The sequence below is a fragment of the Bacillus sp. FG16 genome (genome assembly GCF_057809515.1).
Genome location: NZ_JBMDKC010000003.1, coordinates 16122 through 37361 on the forward strand (window position 1 = coordinate 16122; position 21240 = coordinate 37361).

Here is a 21240-nt window from a genome sequence, read left to right on the forward strand (position 1 = left end):
TCCTATTTATGAAAAAAACCTTAAGACCGTATGCGATCTTAAGGTTTTTCTAATTAAACTAAGCTATACGCACGTTTTGTTTCTTCATGGAACTTATTCGTATCGTATTTATGCTCAACATAAATTTGGTGCCATACCATAAACGCAAGTACAGTCCAAATTTTACGGCTATAATCGCCTTTATCTGCACAATGTGCTTCCAGTAAGTTTAATACATACTGTTTGTCGATTAAATGCTCTGTTTTACTCTCGTTTATAATATTGATAGCCCAATCATGCATTTCATCTTTTAACCAGTGACGAATTGGTACTGGGAATCCAAGTTTTTTACGATCTAATACGTGATCTGGAACGATTCCGCGTGCGGCTTCACGTAAAATAGCTTTCGTAGTTCCGTTAGCAATCTTAAATTCAGTTGGAATTTTAGATGCAACATCGAATACTTCTTTATCTAAGAACGGTACACGAAGTTCTAATGAGTTTGCCATTGTCATTTTATCAGCTTTTAATAAAATGTCACCGCGTAACCATGTGAACATGTCAATGTACTGCATTTTGCTTACATCATCATAATCTTTAATCTCGTTATACAATGGTTTCGTGATATCCATATAGTTAACACTTTCATTGTAATACTTCATTAATTCAACTTTCTCTTCTTCACGGAAGATTTTCGCGTTTCCATAGTAACGCTCTTCAATTGGCGTACATCCACGCTCTAGGAAGCTCTTACCTTTAAATCCTTCTTTAAGAGCACCACTTAATGCTTTTAGAACGCTCTTACCTGGGCTAGGAATGTAAGAGAACATTTTTAGTGAGTTTGGCTCACGATAAATGTTATAACCACCAAATAGCTCGTCTGCACCTTCACCTGAAAGAACAACTGTTACATGCTTACGTGCTTCTTTTGCAACGAAGTACAATGGTACAGCTGCTGGATCTGCTAAAGGATCATCCATATGCCAAATGATTTTTGGGAACTCATCCATAAACTCTTTCGCTGAAATGAATACGTTATGGTTTTTAACGCCTAATTTCTCTGCAGTTTCTTTGGCAACATCAACTTCACTGAAACCACGTTGCTCAAAACCAATAGAGAATGTTAAAAGGTTTGGATTCATTTCTCTTGCGATAGAAGCGATAATAGATGAATCGATACCACCAGATAAGAATGAACCTACTGGTACATCACTGCGCATATGCACTTTTACTGAATCGTATAACACATCACGAATTGCTTGGATATGCTCCTCTTTCGTTGCGCTTGAAGCGTTGAAATAAGGTTTCCAGTAGCGATGGATTTCCATCTCTTTACCGATTTCTTTTACGAAATAATGACCAGGCTCAATTTTATTAACATCAATTGTTAATGTTTCTGGCTCTGGACCATATTGGTACGTAAAGTAATGTTGTAGTGACGTTGGATTAACTCCTTTATCTTCCATCACATGCATAATACTTTTCTTCTCAGATGCGAAGAATGTAGTATCACCTTGTTGTGCGACGTATAAAGGTTTAATACCGAAGTGATCACGTGCACCGAAAAGTTTCTTCTCTTCACGATCCCAAATCATAAATGCAAACATACCACGAAGATAGTCTACACATTTTTCTTTCATATGTGCATACAATGCAATGATAACTTCTGTATCAGATTGTGTTGCAAACGTTGCACCTTTTTCAAGTAACATTTCACGTAATTCTACATAGTTGTAAATTTCACCATTAAAAATAATTACATATCGATCATTTTCATAAGTTAGCGGCTGATGTCCTGCCTCTAAGTCAATGATGCTTAAACGGCGGAAGCCAAATTGTACATGTTCATCACGAAAATATCCTTCGTCATCTGGACCACGGTGGAAAATCATCGTGTTCATATTTTCAAATTGATGTTTTTCTGTTTCTGAAAACTCTCTAGGGTTTTCACATAAACATCCTACAAAACCACACATACTTCTTACCCTCTTTCGGTTTTCATTCTGTTTCTATACTACTATATCAACCCTATTTATACTAGCATAATCAACTGAATATGGCGACCAAAAACTATAAAAAAATCACTCCATTTCACATTTTTAACAATTTTTTATGAAAACATGAAAACTAGACACTCACCTTTCTCCGCTTTTGTCATATGATATTGCAAATTGATTTCTAGGAGGGAATACCATGAGTGAAGAAAAAAAAGATTCTTCTCGCCCACCGGTTCGTAATTACTTAAAGCAAATTGATGATTTCTTCGAGCAAACACCTCTTCGCAATGTAATCGCTGATTTAAATCATTTTTTCCAAAAAGGAAACCGTTTATTAACATTCCCTGTAGATTTATATGAAGTTGGTGAAGAACTCGTCGTTACAGCTGAACTACCAGGTATACAAAAAGAACAAATCCAAATTGAAATACAAAGTGAATACTTAAAAGTCTCTGTAAAAGAAGAGATACTCGAAGAGGAAGAAGAAGAACAAACATCCCATAACTATTATCGCCGAGAACGTTCCATTTCAGAAGCATCAAGATTGATTAAGTTGCCGTATTCAATTAATAAAAAAGCAGCGAAAGCTTCTTATCAAAACGGCGTATTAGAAATTCGGGCGCCGAAACTTCCCCAGCAACATGACATTTTATCCATAGACTAATGCAAAAAAAAATAAGGGTGCTATGCACCCTTATTTTTAATCCACTAATCGCTTCATATCACGTATAATGTCTTCGTATGGCGTATTACTAATGCCACTATACTTTTTCATTACTTTTCCGTTTTGATCAATTAAATAAAATGATGTACCATGCATGACCTGACCGTTCTCCGGCTTATCCACAAGTGATTGGAAATTATCTTTTGAAAACTTTGTAATATCTTCTAACGAATATCCCGTTAATAAATTCCAGTTACTAGTATCCTCTGTAAACTTTTGAATAAAAGCTTTCAGATTTTCTGGTTTATCAAGGTCTGGATCTACACTAAATGAAACAAACTGAACGTCTATCTTCTCTTCTTTTGCCATCTTTTGCAGCTTGGCCATATTTGCAGTCATTGGTGGACAAACTGTTTGACAATTTGTGAACATAAAATCTGCAACCCAAACTTTCCCTTTTAAATCTTTTGTACCAAATTGCTTTCCATCTTGATTTGTAAATTGGAAAGTTTCTAAATCCCAATTTAATGGTTTACGAAGCTTTGAACCTGATTCACTACATCCAGCAAGTACAAAGAGACAAAATACAACCATAAGACCAATTATTTTTTGATAACGCTTCATTTATAAACCTCTTTTCTCTATCCTAAATTTAAATAGGTTATGTTTATAATAACAAAAGTTAACACTACGAGAAAATTGTTTACTACATTTGTTCACGAAATCGTACGAATTTACGTATGTTACTTCTTTATTTCAAGCGAATTACTAGACAAAATATATTTTTTTACTATTATTTCTATAAATCGAAGTGATAAAACTAATTTTATTGTTACTTTTGTAAATATCTCTCCCTATTTTTTAACAATTCCTTAAACATTAATCCATGTTTTACACTGTATTCCTTAACAACATTTCGGTACAATACAAATACAACGATTTTAAATGAGGTGATGTTCATGGCAAAGCGCTATGAAAATATGGATAATGTTAGTACAAAAAAATCAATTCGCTCTTTTTTACGCTGGCGTAAAGAGCGAAAGCAAAACAAAAAAGATTTTTCTTTCTTAGTAGAACAATCACCCGTTAAACAAAGTGCATTTTTGCAAAGTAATGTTGAAAAAACGACTGTCACATGGATTGGGCATTCTACTTTTCTAATCCAAACGAATGGACTTAATATATTAACAGATCCAGTATGGGCCAATAAATTAAAGCTAGTTCCAAGACTTACAGAACCTGGACTCTCTATAGAAGCACTACCTAAAATTGATATTGTCCTTATTTCACATGGTCATTATGATCATTTAGATTTTTCAACTCTTCGTCAGTTGAATGATGATGTTCTATATCTTGTACCTATTGGATTAAAACAATTATTTACTCGTAAGAAATTTAAACATGTAGAAGAGTATAAATGGTGGGAAAGTACGAAAATTAACGAAGTTTCTTTTCACTTCGTACCTGCTCAGCACTGGACGAGAAGATTCTTATTTGATATGAATACGTCTCACTGGGGCGGATGGATTATTGATAATGAAACAACTATGGAAACCATATATTTTTGTGGTGACAGTGGCTATTTCCAAGGTTTCAAAGAAATTGGTGAACGCTTTTTAATTGATATTGCTCTTATGCCCATTGGCGCTTATGAACCAGAATGGTTTATGAAAGTATCTCATGTTTCACCTGAAGAGGCTGTGCAAGCTTATTTAGATTTAAACGCTACGCATTTTATACCGATGCATTACGGAGCTTTTGCACTCGCCGATGAAACACCTCGTGAAGCAATAACTAGACTTCGAAATAATTGGAATTTGCGCATGTTACCATGGGAACAACTGCATGTACTCTTTTTAGGCCAAACTTTTATTTATAGTAACGCAACAAAAGATAAGCAAGTAAATGAAAAAATTGAAATTTTACATGTGTAACGTAACGACTGATTTCCTATATCCAACATATAATATAGAAAATCCTATAAAGAAACTTTAATCAGTGGGAGTTTCTTTATCCCCACTGATTATTAACCTTCACCAATCGGGCTTTTACGGACAGCCCGCCACCTAACCTCTTTGCTCCAGCTAAATTTTGAGGTGGGAGTTTTACTGTCCGCAAATAGCGGGATAAAGGGTGTTTTCTATGAATGAATATTTACAGACTCGCTATATCATTAGCGGTAGTGCCTGTATAGCTCTGCTTATTTCTTACTTTCTATTTACATAAAAAAGCTACTTGAAATATATTTTCAAGTAGCTTTTTTATTACTCTGCTAAATACATAAATCCGATTGCACCTGGACCTGTATGAGTACTAATTATAGGCGTTGTATAGAAAATTTCTGATTGAGCAAACCCACTCACTTTTTCAACCGCCACTTTCATACTTTCAGCTAAAGGAATTGCTTTCGCATGCGGAATTGCAACAGCCTTTACAACTTTTCCAGCTGTATCTTGCTCAAATAACTTAGCTAATGTTTTTACAATTTGGCCTTGGCTACGAACTTTCGTTACAGGATTATAAACACCATCTTCAAGACTAGCAATTGGCTTTATATTAAGTAGCGAACCGATAAACGCCTTTCCTTTACCGATACGTCCACCCTTCACTAAGTTTTCTAATGTATCTACTACTACATATAAACGAGTATTCTTTCTTACTTCATCTACACGTTTTAAAATTTCTTCTAGTGAACGTCCTTCATTTGCCATTTTTGCAGCTTCAATCACTTGATATGCTAAAGCATGTGTAATAAATTGAGAATCAACAACTGTTACTTTTGTATCGGTCATTGATGCAGCACTATTTGCAGTTGCTACAGTACCACTCATTCCACTTGTCATATGAATGGAAAGTACTTCACTTCCATCTTCACCTAACTTGTCGTACATTTCTACAAATGTACCCATTGCAGGTTGTGATGTTTTTGGTAGTTCCTCTGATTTAATCATTTCTTCAATAAATTCATCTGGTTGTAGATCAACGCGATCTAAATATGTTTGTCCATTTACAGAGATTGATAATGGTAGAACATGAATGTCATACTTCTCGATTACCTCTTGTGATAAATCTGCCGTTGAATCTGTTACAATTTTAATTTTTTGCATATTATATTCTTCCCTTTCCAATACGCTCTCCTTGTTATTATACTAGTATTCCCACTGCTTTCAACAATTTGGAACGAAATTTCATCAAATTAATTATATTTTTATATCTAAAATGAAAAAGACAGAGCTCCTAACCCTGTCTCTACTCTATATCATGCATTTTTTTCAAGAGTATTTGTTTTATATACATTTAAATAATCATTCCACTTCAAACAATTTTGTAAATATTCACGGAAAGAATATGAAAATCTTGGATGTTTTTGTTTTTGAATTTTTGCAATAAATAATTGAAGACGAGACTGAATTAGAAACGATAATGGATGCTGTGCCTGTAGGACAGGGATTTCGAATATTTTAATACAATCCCCTGTTGAATGAGTGAAATAAAAACTTTTCGTAATCACAATATCAATCCTCTTTTTCATTGGATTTTTGAACTTCCTCTACTTTGCGCTGTAAGACGTTGTTTAAAGTGGAGTAAAATCAGACTTATATGATTTCTGTAGTCCTTATGGCTAGAAGATTTATACTCTATTCATCTCCACCTAATCCATCTTCCCGTCCTAAATATCTCTGAGACGGGAATCTCATTATCCATCAATTGTTTAATACATTTAGTATAAGCTTATAAAAGCGCAAAGTTTGTCTAAATTTTGGAGATTCTATAATTTTTTTCTTCTATATATTGTATACGTTTATAGCTATAGTATAACAAATAAATAAAAAAGTGCCTTTATAACGAGGCACTTTTCGACTGCATTTCTTCTCTTTTCTTTTTCCTCTTACTTACAACCTTTGATAAAGCAATACTTACTTCATAAATACAAATAAGCGGCACCGCAACTAAACTATGAGATAAAAAGTCAGGCGGTGATATACAAGATGCAATGATAATTAATGCTACGTAAGCATACCTTCTTATTTTTATTAAAAATTCCGCCGTAAGTATTCCAATACTAGTTAAAAACATTACAACGACTGGCAATTCAAAAATCACAGCAAATGGAACTGTTAAATTAAGTACAAAATGAAAATACTTTTCTGTCGTAAACATCGTATTAAACATTTCATTACCTATCGTAGTTAAAAAGTGAAATAGAAACGGCATTACAATAAAGTATCCAAAACATAAACCTGCGATAAATAATATAGACAATACCGGTATATACATTATTGTCATCTTTTGTTCATTTGGATGTAAACCCGGTTTTACAAATAACCAAATTTGTATAGCAGCAAAAGGAATTGTACAAACGATAGCAAATACTGTAGCAATCGAGAAAAAAATCCACAATACATCACTTGGACCGAGAACAGTTAATTTCATTGGTAAATCTTTTACAAGCCAAAAATAAATATCCTTTGTAAAAGTAAATCCAATAATTAAAAATAGTACAAAGGATAACACCGTATATATTACTCTTTTTCGAAGCTCAACAATATGTTCTACTACGCTCATTTCCCGATCTTCCATCTCGTTCACCACACTTTATTTATCCATTACAAGGAAAATACATTACAGTTTTTCTTTCTTTTCCTTTTCTTGAAATGCGTCATCTGTCAATTCTTTCGTTGATTTTTTAAACTCTTTTAACGTTTCCCCTAAAGCCTTCCCGATTTCCGGCAATTTTTTAGGTCCAAATAAAATGAGTACTGCTACTAAAATTAAAATTAACCCTGGAAAGCCAATATTTGAAAACATTTCCCCATCCCCTTTATTAGTAGTTTCCTTGTCCTACTATTACATAATTTTATTTTGTCAAAAAAGTTTGAAAACGTCAACAAATCCATTGCCTTTTGTCAAAAAAATTCAAAAATATAATCAATTATACAAATTTCATTTTCTATTGCTCTTGTGTATGATATGGTAAGGGAAATGACATATTATTTTATGATAGTAGAAAGGATTTGCATTATGACTGAAAAAATGACACGAATGACCCAATTTGTAAAAGAAGAAATTGCAAATGCAATTACACATGGTATCGGTGCCATTTTAAGCATCCCTGCCTTAATCATATTGATTATTCATGCTTCTAAGCACGGTACCTCATCAGCTGTAGTCGCATTTACTGTTTATGGTGTAAGCATGTTCTTACTGTACTTGTTTTCAACATTGCTACATAGCATTCATCATCCTAAAGTAGAAAAAATATTTACTATTTTAGATCATTCAGCCATTTACTTATTGATTGCTGGCACGTATACTCCTTTTCTACTTATTACACTTCGTGGCCCATTAGGATGGACGTTGCTTGCTATAATTTGGACACTTGCAATCGGAGGTATCGTCTTCAAAATCTTCTTTGTACGTCGCTTTATAAAGGCATCAACTTTATGTTACATCATTATGGGCTGGCTCATAATCGTTGCCATTAAACCACTTTATGAAAATCTAACTGGACATGGTTTTTCACTGCTTTTAGCTGGTGGAATTTTATATTCTGTCGGAGCTATATTCTTCCTTTGGGAAAAGCTACCTTTCAACCATGCCATATGGCACCTGTTCGTTTTAGGTGGTAGTGCGATGATGTTCTTCTGTGTACTCTTTTACGTCTTACCTACAGCATAATAAAAAAGGTTTCAGCTTACTATAAGCTGAAACCTTTTTTATTACTTATGTAATTGTGATGCGATAACTTCCTGTGTATGCTTCGTTAATTCTTTAATATCCATATTCGCATACTCTTCAGGTGTAATCGGCTTAGAAATTGTTACTGTTGCATGAGCTGACTTCATACGATTTCCATTCGCTTCAAACATCTTATATGTACCATCTAACGTTACAGGTAAAATTGCTACACCTGACTTTACTGCAAGATGGAAACTACCAGCCTTAAACTCTCCAACTTCGCCACCTTTACTTCTCGTTCCTTCTGGGAAAATTACGATAGAATGTCCATTCTTTAATAGTTCGATTCCATCTTTAATTGCTTTAAGAGATTGACGACGATCGCTACGATCCATAAATACACAATTCATAAGTTCCATCCAGAAAAAAAGTCCAAACATCAAGTGTTCGGACTTTTTAAGCATTCTATATTAGAAACGTTTTGCTAATTCACGAGCATTAGCAATTGCCGCTTCTTTAATTTCTTGTGCTTTTTCAGGGTTTGCATTCATACCTTCAACTGCAATATAATCAGTATCATTTACACCGACAAATCCTAATACAGTTTTTAAGTGATTGCGTCCGAAGTCTACAGCTGCGTATGCTCCTTCAGAATATACGCCACCTGTTGCTTGAATGTGAAGTGCTTTTTTACCTTCTAATAAGCCAACTGGACCATTTTCAGTATATTTGAATGTTTTACCTGCGATTGCTACGTTATCTAAGTATGCTTTTACTACTGGTGGATAGCTAAAGTTCCACATTGGAGTTACGAATACATAACGATCTGCATGCATAAATGTTTCTAAGTTTGTGTTCATTGCTGCTACTTTTTGTTGTTGAGCTTCCGTTAAAGTTTCAAAGCCTTCACCTGCTGCAAATTTACCCCAAGCAGCAAATACATCTGCATCGATTGCTGGTACAGTAGTATTGAATAGATCAATTGTTACAACTTCGTCTTGTGGATGCTCGTTTTTATAAGCCTCGATGAAAGCTTCCCCTACTGCCATTCCGAAAGAACCTTCTGCTGAATTTGGATTTGCTGTGATAAATAGTACTTTTGTCATTGTATTCTCTCCCTTTTTTCTCTTTATCTTTAATTCAAGATTTGTTTTTTAAAAGTTAATAACTTACCTTATATAAGTATAATACAAAAAGTTTTAATCAATGTCAATAAAAAATAGCTACTTTTTTTTCGTAAGTTAATGATTTATTTTGTTTCTCTAAAATTTAGTATACAGATATTAAGAATTTTCATACAAAAAGGCTACCTCTATAAATTATAGAGGTAGCCTTTTATTACATATTATTTTTGAAAAACATGTTTTACTTTTTCAGCTGGAATGTTACTTCCGCCTCTACCTTTTACATCTTCAATCATCATTGTAATGACCATATCTGGCGAATTCAAATCAAATGCAGCGAACCAGCCTAGTTCTTTTCCTTCGGCTTCTTTAGATACTTTTAATTCCGCTGTACCTGTTTTTCCAGCAAGAGTCATTCCATCAATCTTAGCAATTTTCCCTGTACCATCCGGATCATTAATTACTTTCGTCATAGCAGTTTTTAATATATCCTGATTTCCTTTAGAAATTACATTTTCTTTCCAAGCTTTTGGTTGTTTATCTGTTTTAATAATATACGGTGATGGAATCGTTCCATCATTTACAATTGGCGCATACGTTAAAGCTAAATGAAGAGGAGTCATTAATACTTGTCCTTGTCCATATCCTGTATCTGCCATTTGAATATCATTTTTAATACCGTCATTTGCAATTTTAGAAGCAGGGAATCCATATTCAATTGGTAGTTTCTCATCGAATCCGAATTTTTTCGCTTCACTCATAAACTTGTCTTTTCCGATTTTCAACGCTTCTTGTGCGAAGTAAATATTATCCGAGTATTTCATCGCCTTATCAAAATCAATCGGATTTGCATCTTTCACACGCGTTACATAATAATTACCCCAAGAAGAATCTTTTGTCCATTTTAACCCTTCAATTTTTAACTCTTCTTTTGGATCGATCGTTTTCGTTTCAAGACCAATTGCAGCTGTAATTGGTTTAAATACAGAACCTGGTACCGATAATTGTGTAAAGCGATTCGTCATCGGTTTTTTCGGATCATTATTCCAAGCTTCGCGTTGCGCTTTCGATGTTCCTCGTGCAATTAAATTAGGATCATATGCTGGACTACTTACTAGTGCAATTGTTTCTCCACTTTTCGGATTAATTGCTGCACTTGAACCAGCTTCGCCCTTCATTTCATTGTAAGTTTTTTCTTGAACAGCACTATCAATAGTTAAAGTTACGTTTTCTCCATCAACAGCATCTGTTTTTGCCAAGTTTTTAATTTCTTTTCCTTGTGCATCTTCTACAAAGACACGGCCACCTTTTTTACCGCGTAGCTTTTCCTCTAATACTTGCTCTAAACCAGCTTTACCAACTGGATCATCAGCTTGATAGCCTTTCTTTTGAAGCGTTTTTAAATCTTCAGCATTTACCTTTCCGATATAACCAGTTAGATGAGCTGCCGCTTCCCCTAATGGATATGTACGAACATTTACAGGTTTTGTTGAAACACCTGCTAAATCAATATACGTATTTTGCGTTGCCCCTTCAGGCAAAATTCCAATTGGTACGAGATACCCTGGTTTTACCCATTTAGCAGCTAATTTTTGATCAATTTCTTCTACAGTCATATTTAACAACTTCGCTACTGTCTCTTTCGTTTGCGGAGCAGTATCGTCTAATTTTTCTGGAACTATTCCAATTTCAGAAGCTTTCCCATTCGTTGCAAGACCTTTTCCATTACGATCGTATATTTCACCACGTTTTGGCTGTGTCGTCTGCATACGCACTTTACTATCTTTCGTCATGCCAGGGAAAATAAAATCAGGAGTCCAATCTATTTTCCAAGATTCTTTATCTCCATCTTTTTCTTTCACCATTTTTGCTTCATGGCCAAAAGTAATTTTACCACCAACTGTATCCATGCTTACTTTAAAAGGAACAGGGCCTTCATCTTTTTTATCTTCTTTTACTTCCCCTGTTTCTACCTTTAAGTCGTTCACTTCGATACCAGAATAAATTTTTTCATATTTCTCAGTAAACTCTTTCTTTGAAATATCTTTTTTTGCATTTTTTGATAGTTGATCATACATATCTGCAAATTTTTGTTTATTCCATGCTTTTACATATGTATCAAACGCTTCTTGTGGTTTTTCTTCTTTACCGCATCCAACTAACATGAATGTTAAGCAAAGAAAAAGAATCCCCCATATCTTTCTCAATCCATTCTCCTCCTCTTTCTATATTAGTACTTTTGCAAATTTTAGCATTTTTTACATGCTACCTATCATTATAGCACTATCGAATCTCATCTATAAACTTATATTGGTGAATATAAATAAAAAGATTGATGCGAATTCTCACATCAATCTTTTTTATTATTGTTGTTTCTCATATACGTGGTAATAATACGTATACGGGTTTTTTTCATCCGTTAAACCTTTTTCTACAAAAATCTCTTCCCAATTTGTCATATCTATTTCTGGGAAGAATGTATCTCCTTCAAATGCATGATGGATTTTTGTTATATATAACTTGTCTACATAAGGTAAAAAGAGATCGTAAATTTGCGCTCCGCCAAAAATAAAAATCTCTTCTTCATTTTTACATAGTTCGAATACTTCTTCTACAGAATGAACAACTTCACATCCTTCAACGTGATATCCTTCATTACGAGTTACAATAATATTACGTCTTCCAGGCAGCGGTCTACCAATCGCTTCATAGTTCTTCCTTCCCATAATAAGCGGGTGACCCATCGTTGTTTTCTTCACGTATTGTAATTCACTCGGTAAACGCCAAGGTAAATTATTATCTTTACCGATTACTCTATTTTCGTCCATTGCGACCATAAATGAAACAATCATTTTTTCATCTCCTCTACAATTATACTGCAACCGGTGCTTTAATTGCTGGATGTGGATCATATCCTTCAATCGTTAAATCTTCCATTTCAAAATCGAAAACAGATTTCACATCTGGATTTAATGTAAGTTTCGGGAATGGACGTGGTTCACGTGCCAATTGCTTTTCTACTTGTTCAAAATGATTTGTATAAATATGTGCATCACCAATTGTATGAACAAATTCCCCTACTTCAAGACCACATTCATGTGCAATTAGATGTGTTAGTAGTGAATAACTTGCGATGTTAAATGGTATTCCAAGGAATATGTCACCACTTCTTTGATATAGCTGACAAGAAAGCTTTCCGTCCGCTACATAAAACTGGAATAATGTATGACAAGGGGGTAATGCCATACTTGGTACGTCTTCAGGATTCCAAGCAGAAACGATTAAACGACGTGAGTCTGGTGTTTTTTTAATCATTTCAATTACATCTTTTAATTGATCAAGTGTCTCACCAGCTGTCGTTTTCCAAGCTCGCCACTGTTTACCGTAAACGTCTCCTAAATAACCATATTTATTTGAGAAATCATCATCTTCTAAAACTTTCTTTTTAAACAATTCCATCTGCTCATCGTACTGTACTTTAAATTCTTCATCTTGTTGTGAGCGAAGACCAAAATCCGTCATGTCAGGACCAGTATACTCATCACTTTCTACCCAGCTCTTAAACGCCCATTCATTCCAAATGTTATTATTATGCTGCAATAAATAGCGAATATTTGTATCACCTTTCATAAACCAAAGTAGTTCACTTGCTACAAGGCGAAATGGTACTCTTTTTGTCGTTAATAAAGGAAATCCTTTACTCAAATCAAAACGCATTTGATATCCAAATACAGATACAGTTCCTGTCCCTGTACGATCTTCTTTCTTCGTACCATGTTCCATTACATGGCGGCATAAATTTAAGTATTCATTTTCAGCATGTTTCATATGTAGGAAAACCTTCTTTCAATCGTATATGCAATTTATCATAACATGAAAAATGGTAAATTTAATAATCCTAATTAATAAAATTTCTTCCGCTAATTCTTACAAAATTATTAACTTTCCAAATTTAAAAAGGTTTTCATTTTCTATTACCGAAAGTATAGTGCGGTAGAACAAAATTTATATTTGGAGGTTAGAAGTATGTCTAAAATTGAAACGCCTGTTATGACTTCTTTACAAACAACGGTTGAAAAAATGATGAAGAATTTAAATGTTCCTGGTGCTGCTGTAGCTGTTATAAAAGACGGTGAAGTTATTATTTCAGAAGGTTTCGGCTATCGTAATATAGAAACAAAAGAGGCTGTTACAGCGAATACCCGGTTCGCAATCGGTTCCTCAACGAAAGCGTTTGGCACACTTTCATTAAGCTTGTTAGCACAGCAAAAAAAGTTTAATTGGGATACTCCTATCCATTCTTATATACCTAACTTTACTTTATCTGAACTACTTGCTAGCTCACAAGTTACAGGACGGGATTTAGCTTCTCATCGAACTGGAGTGAGTCGTCATGATGCTCTTTGGTACAACTCTTCCTTATCTCGACAAGATCTCGTTGAAAAAATAAAACATTTACCACTTGATACACCGTTCCGGACTGCATTTCTATATAACAACTTAATGTATGCAACAATTAGCTGCATTGTTGAAAACATTACAAATCAAACGTGGGAGCAATATACTACAGAACATATTTTAGAACCTTTAAATATGAGACATACAAACTTCTCTGTTAACGATTCACAAACTACAGATGATTACGCTTTACCTTACATTGAAAATGACGGTGAAATAAAAGTAGTTCCATTCCGTAACATCGATACAGTTGGCGCTGCTGGGTGTATTAATTCTACAATTGAAGATATGGCAAATTGGGTACTTCTCCACTTAAACGAAGGAAAATTTGGAGATCATGAATTAATCTCCTCTGAATTATTACAACAAATGTATACACCACACAATTCAATTCCAGACCAACCCGTTTTATCACTCCCTGAATCTCCATTAAATAGTTACGGTCTTGGTTGGTTTATTAGCGCTTATCGTGGTAAAAAAGTAATTCATCATGGCGGTAATATCGATGGATTTTCAGCACTTGTTTCATTCATACCAACAGAAAACATAGGCCTTGTCATTTTAACGAATGCTGGAGGAACATTACTTCCTACTTATCTCGCTAATCAAATTTATGACGAACTACTTGAATTAGAATCCATTGATTGGCATAAACGTGCTGTAGAAGATACTAAAAAAATGAAGGAAATGATGAAAGAAGCAACTGAATCGCTCCCTGAACAAATTAAAGGGACTACACCTTCGCACAAGTTAGAGGATTATACTGGTACTTTTGAACATCCTGCATACGGAACATTACAAGTATACAAACGAGATGATTCGTTATATGTACAATTTATGGAAATGGATATTCAATTAGGGCATCATCATTACGACATCTTCTCTGCAAAAGTTGACTTATTCCAAATGAAAATGAGCTTATTATTCGCTTATGAAATGAATGTAAGTGGTGAATTCCCATCCCTTCAGTTACATGTACCAGCTACATTAAGTACTCAGCCGCTTACATTTAAGAAAATTAAATAATTATTTTAATAGAGGGAAGATACACTTCCCTCTATTTTTATATTCTCATCCAAATAAAGGATTTTACGTATAGAACAAGGAATCCTTTTATTTAGTTATTTAAACTATAAGGAGGAAAAGCATTGTACACAGAAATCTTCAAAGAAGTTGTTTCGATTACTCATCACGATTATTCCGGTTGTATTGATAAAAAAGGATGGGATGATCCTACTACATATTTACAAACAATTGAGCAACTAGAGAAGCAAAGAGATTTAACACCAGTACAATTCACTGAAATTGTAAATGATTACTTATTAGACTTCAAAGACAATCATATGTTTTTCAAAATGAGCTCTAACGATCAACCTCTTAACAGTGTTGGCTTCCAAGTGAAAAGATACGAAGATCACCTATATATTACATCTACTTCACAAGAAAAAAGAGTAAAAAAAGGACAAACTATCGTTGCATTAGATAATATGAAAATTCCTAAGCTATTAATAAAGTATAAAAAGTATGTAAATGAGAATACATATGAGCGTGAAAAATGGGACTATGTTTTATTAAAATCATCAAATTGTACACTTATAGATAAAGATGGAGTAACCGAAACCATTTCTTTACAAAAATATAAACAAAGCGAATACACACCTATCTATTCATTAAAAAAGTACAATAAAGATACACTCTTAATTACTTTAACTGACTTTGCAAATGCTGCAGCTATTAATCAATTAATCGACTCATACAAAAACGAGCTGGATTCTTTTCAAAACTTAATTATAGATGTGCGATTGAATCGTGGTGGAAGTGATGATGCATTTTTCAACATACTTCCTTACTTATTTGAAGACAAAGAAATTTCTCTTTTCGACTCTTCAAATACAATGCAATTAAATCATACAGAACGAAATTATTATTTACGAATGCAAGACTTCGAAGAAGATTATGATTCTTCAGACGACCTTTCAAAGTTAGTCACCGATATGTTTATTCACGATTTAAAAGAGAATTATAAAAAGGGCCTTGTTACATTTGATACATCTGGACTACCAAAAGAACTTCAAACTTTGAAAATACACGGACGAACAACACCAAGTAGAGTAGCCGTATTAACAGATGTTACATGTGGAAGCTCTGGTGATTCTTTTGTAGAAGCAACAAAAAAATCACCGAAAGTAAAAGTAATAGGTCGTCCTACTGCTGGTTTAAATGATTATTCTAATTTAGCAGTAATGGAATGGGCTGGTACGTTCGCTCTTTACTATCCTACTTCACGGCTTTCTATTATAGATAAAGGCAAAGGAATGTCCGGAATTGGAATACAACCTCATATACATATCCCATGGACTCCGGAACATATACAAGAAGATGTGGATTTAAAGTTAGCATTACAACTACTTCAAAATGAAGAATGGTAAAAAATAAAGGTAGGTGCGAATCACACCTACCTTTTCTATTTCATATCAATCTTATCTGGTTGAAACCAACTTGGTTTTAATAACTCAAAGTTTTTATGATCTTCCAATACAATATGAAGACGCTCTAACGTATCATCCAACATATATGGTGCTGCTCTTAATGTCCAGACAACTGATGAGAAAACTGTCATGCCAACGTACACCGCATATAATTTCCAGAACTCTTCTGGTATTCTCCTATTAAAGTATCCTTCTATTTGTCCGATTGAATACGGAATACTAATGTCCCTTGCAAATAGTGCAATTTTCACGAAATCATGCAGTGGATCGCCCCAGTCATAACCATTAAAATCAACTACACCTACATAATTCCCATCCCGTACAATTATATTTTCTAAATGAAAATCATCGTGTTGAAATCGATTTGGGCGATCCTTTACATACATTTCATTTTCATCTATAAACTTAATAATTTTATTATCATTTTTTATTTTTATTCCGCATGTTTTGTATGCTTCTAAATATTTACTATGTTTTTTCATTGCTCTTTCATACCATGGAAGTATATCATTAGGCGCTTCATATGTATGCATTTTCGCTAAATCTTTTCCTGCCTCTATGCCAATATCATATTGTTCTTTTGGTGAATACGTAGGCAATAGCTTCTTCGCATCTTCCCCTTCTAAATATGAAAAAATACTATAGCATACACCTTCTTCTTCCAATATACCTATTTCAATTGGCCTTTGTGCCTGTACGTTACGTTTTACCATTTCATTTAAAATTTGAAACTCTATTTTCTTTCTTTCATACTCTTTTATATCTCCTGTCCGAAATAAATATTTTTCATTATTTGCATTCGTAATTACATATTTCTTATCTGGAGAGAAACCTTTAGAAATTTCTTCAATATTCGCTGCATCTTTTACAATTTGTATATTGTTTTGCCGTGCTGTAATTATCTTCATATCTATTCCCCTTACATTTCTGCATTTGGTGTATAGGCTACTTCTACAATAAATCCATTCGGATCGTAAAAATCAATCGTATAGTACCCTTCTGAATAATGATTCATTTCAATTGGACCACGTATTACCTTCACTTTCATACTAGAAAGAAAATCTGCTACTTCATCAACTACTTCTCTATGAATAGCTTGATAACAAATATGTCTAGGCCCTAACGTCCTTACGATTTCCTCATCTACTTCTTTAAAGTATATTTCACTTTCTCCCGTGCTATATGCTACTTCATTTAATTTTCTCCATCCAATTATTGAAAACAGCTTATTATAAAAAGAAATGGATTCCTCTAAATTTGCTACCCAAAATTCAATATGATGAATACCTGCTCGAAGTGTATTCATATTAAGAATACGCTCCTTGTACTACTTGCACAATTTCCATCGGCTTATGAACCATATAATCGGGTGCGTCTTTTTTCACTGTTTCAATAACATCATATCCCCAAGATACCCAAATTACGTTTACCCCAGCCTTTTTACATGCTACTACGTCTCTCTGTTCATCACCGACATATAACATATCTTTCTCAGTTATTTTTTTCGATTTTAAAAATCTTTTTATCATCTTGTCTTTACCGAACAAATTTTTAGAACAATACACTTCTTGTATATTTTCTATATCATTCTTTTGTAAAAATGCTCGAATATGCTCTTCTGAGTTAGATGATATAACCGCAATACCGTATTCTTTTTTATGTAGTTCATCTAATACATCCTTCATTCCATGGAACAAAACGAGATCTTTTATAGCAGGCTGGTATAATTTATAAAACTCCAACGCTAATATCGGTAATTTATACAGTGGTACATCGAGTTGTTTACATCTCTCTGGCATCGTTAATTTACGTAAATGTTCAATTTCTTCTTCCTTTACTGCTTTATACCCATGTTTTTCAGCAAGTTGATTATAAATCGGTACAAATATATTTTGTGAATCTACTAATGTGCCATCAAAGTCAAAAACAATATATTTTTGCATCTCCATACTCCTTTTGCTTCTTTTTCTAAACCTATGTTATTCAACAACATAGTTGTCTGTCCCTTCTATAAAAATAAAAAAGAACAAGATTTTCTCTTGTTCTTTTTAAGAAAGCCATTTTGGCGGTACATTCGTATTCCAATAAATATTCCCTAACTCATAATGTCCAGAGTATCCATCATCAAAACGATGATAGTGGAAATTAAAATAATAACCATCTTGCGGTGGATGATCTCTTCTTACATGGAAACGCAATAAGTCATTTCCTGTTTTCGTATCGTAGACGTGAAAAATCTTTTCATTATTTCCACCAGCTGGTCTTTGAGAAATCGCTAATGATTGCAATGACTTCTCTGGTACATCATTGGCAAGTTCAGCAATTGCCTCTTCAATCTTTGGTAATATTACATCTTTAAATTCATCTTCAATTACTGGGCCAATTTTAGTACCAAACTTTTGCATCGACTGTTTTTCTGCTTCTTGCATCGCATAAGTAATAAAAGTATCGGTGGTTAACCTGTCATTCGTTTCTTCATATGTATAGGACGTACTCTCCAAATTTTGTTGCCCAGCTGTGCTCGTAGGCTTGTCCGCAGCTTTGGCATTATCAAGCAATATGGAAGGAGGCGTCACTAAACCAAATGTAAATACGGTAATTAATGCGACTAAGGTTTTTCTAAACCAATTTGGCATTTATGTTCCCTCCCCTTTCACTCATTATTTTTTTATATAACGGTGGTTTCTTCTATTATACAAAATGATTATAATTTTTGCACTTTACAATTTTGTTAACGTTCACATATTTTTCACTTGAATATGAAATTGTAAGATTTCATACAATATTAATACCACAATATTGAGGAGGCACTTGAATGACTTTAGATGTCATGTATTCCGCCGCAAGCATACTCGTTTTAGTATATTTTATTTATCAATGTATTACAGACTAGAAAAAGAGCCGTCAATGGCTCTTTTTTAATGGTAAAAATACAATCCATACAATTAATAAAATAAAAATAATGCCACCGATCACAGCTGGCAATAAATAAAACTGGAAAAGTATAACTATTACATATAAAAGTATTGCTGGTAGTAGTAAATAACGATCTGCCTTCCATCTTAACAAAAGTAATTTCCCTTCATCACAATATAAATGAAGAAACATCTTATTCGTAAATTCATTCCAATAATCACGTGCATAGCGAGAAATTGCAACTACAGCAAATACGAGAACAATAGCTGTAATCCACCTTGGAGTCATAATTATACTTGCAGTACTGATACATACAATTTGAATATAAAATATTCGTGCAGTACTTGTACGGAAAAATTCTTTCAAAAAAGATTCGACAATACGAGAATCAGCTTTTTTTCCTAATAGTCTTTTAGAGCGCGGAAACATCCACGGTTTTTTATTCGAACTACTCGGTTTAGCCGCATGACCACCAACTTGCATAATTCCGCTCGTCCAGCGCATGCTTTCCTCCTTTTCTTTCTCGATTTCTTTAAAAAAGAACTTTTTATAATTCATTTTCTCTTTTACTAATACACTACTTAAGAAAATTACTAAACCGATAAATAGAATTGAATAAAATGGATTTTTATAAATAAAAAATAAACTAATTCCCAAAAAGGACACGCTCATAGAAAATACTACATTTTTTATAATCCATAAAACCCATCGTTTCCCCACATGTACATGAATAAATCTCGTTAACAACGACAACATAAATCGAAATATAGTAAAGAATACCCAAAATAATAGGACTTGTATCTCTGTTACCTCGATACTTTTCATCAACACCGGTAACATAATAACGACCACTATTATATTCGTTATCGCTATTCGAATAAATGTGTACATCATGCCATACTGGACTAATTTTCGCATATGTGTTGCATACGAAATTAAAAATAAACTATCCGCTTGCTCAAAAAATGAACGAACTCCTCTCGGATATGTTACTAGATAAAATGCTAGTAATCCTAATCCGAAATAAATCGTCTCTTCCATTGATAATTCATTTATCCATAGTGACCTATAATAGATTCCCATAAATATAAGTATTGGAATAATAATATATAACGCGACTGTCCAATCTGTTACCGAACGTATAGACTTCCACTTCCGCCGGAGCTCATGGCGTAATCTTTTATAAAATTGTTGTTTAATCATGTTGTTCACGCCTTACAATTATATCAAAGCAGTCTAGTAATGAGCTACCAGGCATTTCCGCTAACATTTGAATAGATTCTAAATGTCCATCTGCGACTAATGTACCTTGTGAAATGAGTAAAAATCTTTCACAAATTTTTTCAGCCGTATCCAATACGTGCGTACAAAGTAAAATTCCTGCCCCACGCTCTTTTTCTTTATATAAATAAGTTAAAAACTCTTTCGTAGCTACTGGATCTAAACCGATAAAGGGTTCATCAATAATATAAAAATCTGGCTCAGTTAAAAACGCCAATATTAGCATCGATTTTTGTTTCATACCTTTTGAAAACTTTGATAAATACTCATGTTTATGCTTATCCATTCGAAAAGTATGTAATAATTGTTCCGCTCTTTCTTCCCAGTTTCCCATTTCACTTCCACGAGCAGCCATTAATAATTCAATATGTTCCCAGAGCGTCAAGTAATCATAGTATGTTGGATGTTCTGGCACATATGCATACGGATTTTTCTTTTCACCGAATGATATTTCACCGTCCATATTTACAAGTAATCCGAGCATCGTTTTTATCGTCGTACTCTTCCCAGCACCATTTGCTCCAATAAGAGCAACTAGTTCACCTTTTTCGATAGAAAAAGCTATATCATGAATTGTTTCTTCGCCTATTTCATATCCAGCTGAGCGGATATTTACTTCTAACATGTCTTTCCCCTCTTTCCATTTCCAATAC

Annotated in this window: 22 protein-coding genes; 5 read left to right on the forward strand and 17 right to left on the reverse strand. The window is 33.8% G+C overall.

Going from position 1 to position 21240, the window contains the following annotated elements; translation table 11 throughout:
- Nucleotides 1–53: 53 nt before the first annotated feature.
- Complete coding sequence (asnB, locus tag ACODS7_RS02080) at nucleotides 54–1955, reverse strand: asparagine synthase (glutamine-hydrolyzing) (RefSeq protein WP_000333826.1); 1902 nt, start codon at nucleotides 1953–1955, stop codon at nucleotides 54–56.
- A gap of 217 nt (nucleotides 1956–2172) precedes the next feature.
- Here asnB and ACODS7_RS02085 point away from each other — a divergent pair, with 217 nt between their 5' ends.
- Nucleotides 2173–2640 carry an Hsp20/alpha crystallin family protein gene (locus ACODS7_RS02085; protein ID WP_016081782.1) on the forward strand — a complete coding sequence of 156 codons (468 nt, stop codon included), beginning with the start codon at nucleotides 2173–2175 and terminating at the stop codon, nucleotides 2638–2640.
- Between the two features lie 36 nt (nucleotides 2641–2676).
- Here the strand turns inward: ACODS7_RS02085 and ACODS7_RS02090 are convergent, their stop codons facing one another.
- The gene (locus ACODS7_RS02090) at nucleotides 2677–3264 is read right to left on the reverse strand and encodes an SCO family protein (protein ID WP_000833332.1); all 588 of its coding nucleotides are present in this window, start codon (nucleotides 3262–3264) and stop codon (nucleotides 2677–2679) included.
- Between the two features lie 335 nt (nucleotides 3265–3599).
- Between ACODS7_RS02090 and ACODS7_RS02095 the strand changes: the two genes are divergently transcribed.
- Nucleotides 3600–4574 (forward strand): MBL fold metallo-hydrolase, encoded by a 975-nt coding sequence (locus ACODS7_RS02095; protein ID WP_029442214.1) that lies wholly within the window; start codon nucleotides 3600–3602, stop codon nucleotides 4572–4574.
- A 330-nt stretch (nucleotides 4575–4904) separates the two neighbouring features.
- Here ACODS7_RS02095 and ACODS7_RS02100 read toward each other — a convergent pair whose 3' ends face one another.
- From ACODS7_RS02100 to ACODS7_RS02115, 4 genes are all read right to left on the reverse strand, one after another.
- The gene (locus tag ACODS7_RS02100; protein WP_069356630.1) at nucleotides 4905–5747 is read right to left on the reverse strand and encodes a DegV family protein; all 843 of its coding nucleotides are present in this window, start codon (nucleotides 5745–5747) and stop codon (nucleotides 4905–4907) included.
- A 152-nt stretch (nucleotides 5748–5899) separates the two neighbouring features.
- Nucleotides 5900–6151: a DUF2535 family protein gene (locus ACODS7_RS02105; protein WP_000629012.1), complete on the reverse strand. Its 252-nt coding sequence runs from the start codon at nucleotides 6149–6151 to the stop codon at nucleotides 5900–5902.
- Between the two features lie 329 nt (nucleotides 6152–6480).
- Nucleotides 6481–7221 (reverse strand): twin-arginine translocase subunit TatC, encoded by a 741-nt coding sequence (tatC, locus tag ACODS7_RS02110; RefSeq protein WP_000390119.1) that lies wholly within the window; start codon nucleotides 7219–7221, stop codon nucleotides 6481–6483.
- A 42-nt stretch (nucleotides 7222–7263) separates the two neighbouring features.
- On the reverse strand, nucleotides 7264–7449 hold the full coding sequence (locus tag ACODS7_RS02115) for a twin-arginine translocase TatA/TatE family subunit (protein WP_000492442.1): 186 nt from the start codon (nucleotides 7447–7449) through the stop codon (nucleotides 7264–7266).
- Between the two features lie 213 nt (nucleotides 7450–7662).
- Between ACODS7_RS02115 and trhA the strand changes: the two genes are divergently transcribed.
- Entirely contained in the window at nucleotides 7663–8319 is a 657-nt protein-coding gene (gene trhA / locus ACODS7_RS02120; RefSeq protein ID WP_029442213.1) for a PAQR family membrane homeostasis protein TrhA, read from the forward strand.
- A 41-nt stretch (nucleotides 8320–8360) separates the two neighbouring features.
- Here the strand turns inward: trhA and ACODS7_RS02125 are convergent, their stop codons facing one another.
- The 5 genes from ACODS7_RS02125 to ACODS7_RS02145 form a co-directional block, all read right to left on the reverse strand.
- Complete coding sequence (locus tag ACODS7_RS02125; RefSeq protein WP_289668369.1) at nucleotides 8361–8783, reverse strand: lysophospholipid acyltransferase family protein; 423 nt, start codon at nucleotides 8781–8783, stop codon at nucleotides 8361–8363.
- Nucleotides 8784–8789: 6 nt separating this feature from the next.
- Nucleotides 8790–9425: an FMN-dependent NADH-azoreductase gene (locus ACODS7_RS02130; RefSeq protein ID WP_000170028.1), complete on the reverse strand. Its 636-nt coding sequence runs from the start codon at nucleotides 9423–9425 to the stop codon at nucleotides 8790–8792.
- A 239-nt stretch (nucleotides 9426–9664) separates the two neighbouring features.
- On the reverse strand, nucleotides 9665–11650 hold the full coding sequence (gene pbpC / locus ACODS7_RS02135; RefSeq protein ID WP_029442211.1) for a penicillin-binding protein 3: 1986 nt from the start codon (nucleotides 11648–11650) through the stop codon (nucleotides 9665–9667).
- Nucleotides 11651–11806: 156 nt separating this feature from the next.
- On the reverse strand, nucleotides 11807–12295 hold the full coding sequence (locus ACODS7_RS02140) for a dihydrofolate reductase (protein ID WP_016081787.1): 489 nt from the start codon (nucleotides 12293–12295) through the stop codon (nucleotides 11807–11809).
- Between the two features lie 19 nt (nucleotides 12296–12314).
- The gene (locus tag ACODS7_RS02145; RefSeq protein ID WP_029442210.1) at nucleotides 12315–13271 is read right to left on the reverse strand and encodes a thymidylate synthase; all 957 of its coding nucleotides are present in this window, start codon (nucleotides 13269–13271) and stop codon (nucleotides 12315–12317) included.
- Between the two features lie 198 nt (nucleotides 13272–13469).
- On the opposite strand from ACODS7_RS02145, the gene ACODS7_RS02150 reads away from it, so the two are divergent.
- A complete protein-coding gene (locus ACODS7_RS02150) occupies nucleotides 13470–14927 on the forward strand; it encodes a serine hydrolase (protein ID WP_029442209.1) in 1458 nt (485 codons plus the stop codon).
- 122 nt (nucleotides 14928–15049) lie between these two features.
- Nucleotides 15050–16330: a S41 family peptidase gene (locus ACODS7_RS02155; RefSeq protein WP_098629180.1), complete on the forward strand. Its 1281-nt coding sequence runs from the start codon at nucleotides 15050–15052 to the stop codon at nucleotides 16328–16330.
- A 35-nt stretch (nucleotides 16331–16365) separates the two neighbouring features.
- Here ACODS7_RS02155 and ACODS7_RS02160 read toward each other — a convergent pair whose 3' ends face one another.
- The 6 genes from ACODS7_RS02160 to ACODS7_RS02185 form a co-directional block, all read right to left on the reverse strand.
- Nucleotides 16366–17298, reverse strand: a complete 933-nt coding sequence (locus ACODS7_RS02160; protein ID WP_098629181.1) for an aminoglycoside phosphotransferase family protein — start codon at nucleotides 17296–17298, stop codon at nucleotides 16366–16368.
- 11 nt (nucleotides 17299–17309) lie between these two features.
- Nucleotides 17310–17696, reverse strand: coding sequence for a VOC family protein (locus ACODS7_RS02165; RefSeq protein ID WP_029442206.1), 387 nt, complete (start codon nucleotides 17694–17696; stop codon nucleotides 17310–17312).
- A 1-nt stretch (nucleotide 17697) separates the two neighbouring features.
- A complete protein-coding gene (locus tag ACODS7_RS02170) occupies nucleotides 17698–18333 on the reverse strand; it encodes an HAD family hydrolase (protein ID WP_016081793.1) in 636 nt (211 codons plus the stop codon).
- Between the two features lie 105 nt (nucleotides 18334–18438).
- Nucleotides 18439–19026 carry a YpjP family protein gene (locus ACODS7_RS02175; RefSeq protein ID WP_243168122.1) on the reverse strand — a complete coding sequence of 196 codons (588 nt, stop codon included), beginning with the start codon at nucleotides 19024–19026 and terminating at the stop codon, nucleotides 18439–18441.
- Between the two features lie 268 nt (nucleotides 19027–19294).
- Nucleotides 19295–20509 carry an ABC transporter permease gene (locus ACODS7_RS02180; RefSeq protein ID WP_029442205.1) on the reverse strand — a complete coding sequence of 405 codons (1215 nt, stop codon included), beginning with the start codon at nucleotides 20507–20509 and terminating at the stop codon, nucleotides 19295–19297.
- On the reverse strand, nucleotides 20502–21212 hold the full coding sequence (locus ACODS7_RS02185; protein ID WP_000895232.1) for an ABC transporter ATP-binding protein: 711 nt from the start codon (nucleotides 21210–21212) through the stop codon (nucleotides 20502–20504). The genes ACODS7_RS02180 and ACODS7_RS02185 overlap by 8 nt, the downstream gene beginning before the upstream one ends.
- Nucleotides 21213–21240 lie beyond the last annotated feature (28 nt).

What these genes read in the sequence shown, in the direction of transcription:
- asnB (WP_000333826.1), bottom strand. Translation starts at nt 1,955, where the DNA reads ATGTGTGGTTTTGTAGGATGTTTATGTGAAAACCCTAGAGAGTTTTCA.
- ACODS7_RS02085 (WP_016081782.1), top strand. Translation starts at nt 2,173, where the DNA reads ATGAGTGAAGAAAAAAAAGATTCTTCTCGCCCACCGGTTCGTAATTAC.
- ACODS7_RS02090 (WP_000833332.1), bottom strand. Translation starts at nt 3,264, where the DNA reads ATGAAGCGTTATCAAAAAATAATTGGTCTTATGGTTGTATTTTGTCTC.
- ACODS7_RS02095 (WP_029442214.1), top strand. Translation starts at nt 3,600, where the DNA reads ATGGCAAAGCGCTATGAAAATATGGATAATGTTAGTACAAAAAAATCA.
- ACODS7_RS02100 (WP_069356630.1), bottom strand. Translation starts at nt 5,747, where the DNA reads ATGCAAAAAATTAAAATTGTAACAGATTCAACGGCAGATTTATCACAA.
- tatC (WP_000390119.1), bottom strand. Translation starts at nt 7,221, where the DNA reads ATGGAAGATCGGGAAATGAGCGTAGTAGAACATATTGTTGAGCTTCGA.
- ACODS7_RS02115 (WP_000492442.1), bottom strand. Translation starts at nt 7,449, where the DNA reads ATGTTTTCAAATATTGGCTTTCCAGGGTTAATTTTAATTTTAGTAGCA.
- trhA (WP_029442213.1), top strand. Translation starts at nt 7,663, where the DNA reads ATGACTGAAAAAATGACACGAATGACCCAATTTGTAAAAGAAGAAATT.
- ACODS7_RS02125 (WP_289668369.1), bottom strand. Translation starts at nt 8,783, where the DNA reads ATGCTTAAAAAGTCCGAACACTTGATGTTTGGACTTTTTTTCTGGATG.
- ACODS7_RS02130 (WP_000170028.1), bottom strand. Translation starts at nt 9,425, where the DNA reads ATGACAAAAGTACTATTTATCACAGCAAATCCAAATTCAGCAGAAGGT.
- ACODS7_RS02140 (WP_016081787.1), bottom strand. Translation starts at nt 12,295, where the DNA reads ATGATTGTTTCATTTATGGTCGCAATGGACGAAAATAGAGTAATCGGT.
- ACODS7_RS02145 (WP_029442210.1), bottom strand. Translation starts at nt 13,271, where the DNA reads ATGAAACATGCTGAAAATGAATACTTAAATTTATGCCGCCATGTAATG.
- ACODS7_RS02150 (WP_029442209.1), top strand. Translation starts at nt 13,470, where the DNA reads ATGTCTAAAATTGAAACGCCTGTTATGACTTCTTTACAAACAACGGTT.
- ACODS7_RS02160 (WP_098629181.1), bottom strand. Translation starts at nt 17,298, where the DNA reads ATGAAGATAATTACAGCACGGCAAAACAATATACAAATTGTAAAAGAT.
- ACODS7_RS02165 (WP_029442206.1), bottom strand. Translation starts at nt 17,696, where the DNA reads ATGAATACACTTCGAGCAGGTATTCATCATATTGAATTTTGGGTAGCA.
- ACODS7_RS02170 (WP_016081793.1), bottom strand. Translation starts at nt 18,333, where the DNA reads ATGCAAAAATATATTGTTTTTGACTTTGATGGCACATTAGTAGATTCA.
- ACODS7_RS02175 (WP_243168122.1), bottom strand. Translation starts at nt 19,026, where the DNA reads ATGCCAAATTGGTTTAGAAAAACCTTAGTCGCATTAATTACCGTATTT.
- ACODS7_RS02180 (WP_029442205.1), bottom strand. Translation starts at nt 20,509, where the DNA reads ATGATTAAACAACAATTTTATAAAAGATTACGCCATGAGCTCCGGCGG.
- ACODS7_RS02185 (WP_000895232.1), bottom strand. Translation starts at nt 21,212, where the DNA reads ATGTTAGAAGTAAATATCCGCTCAGCTGGATATGAAATAGGCGAAGAA.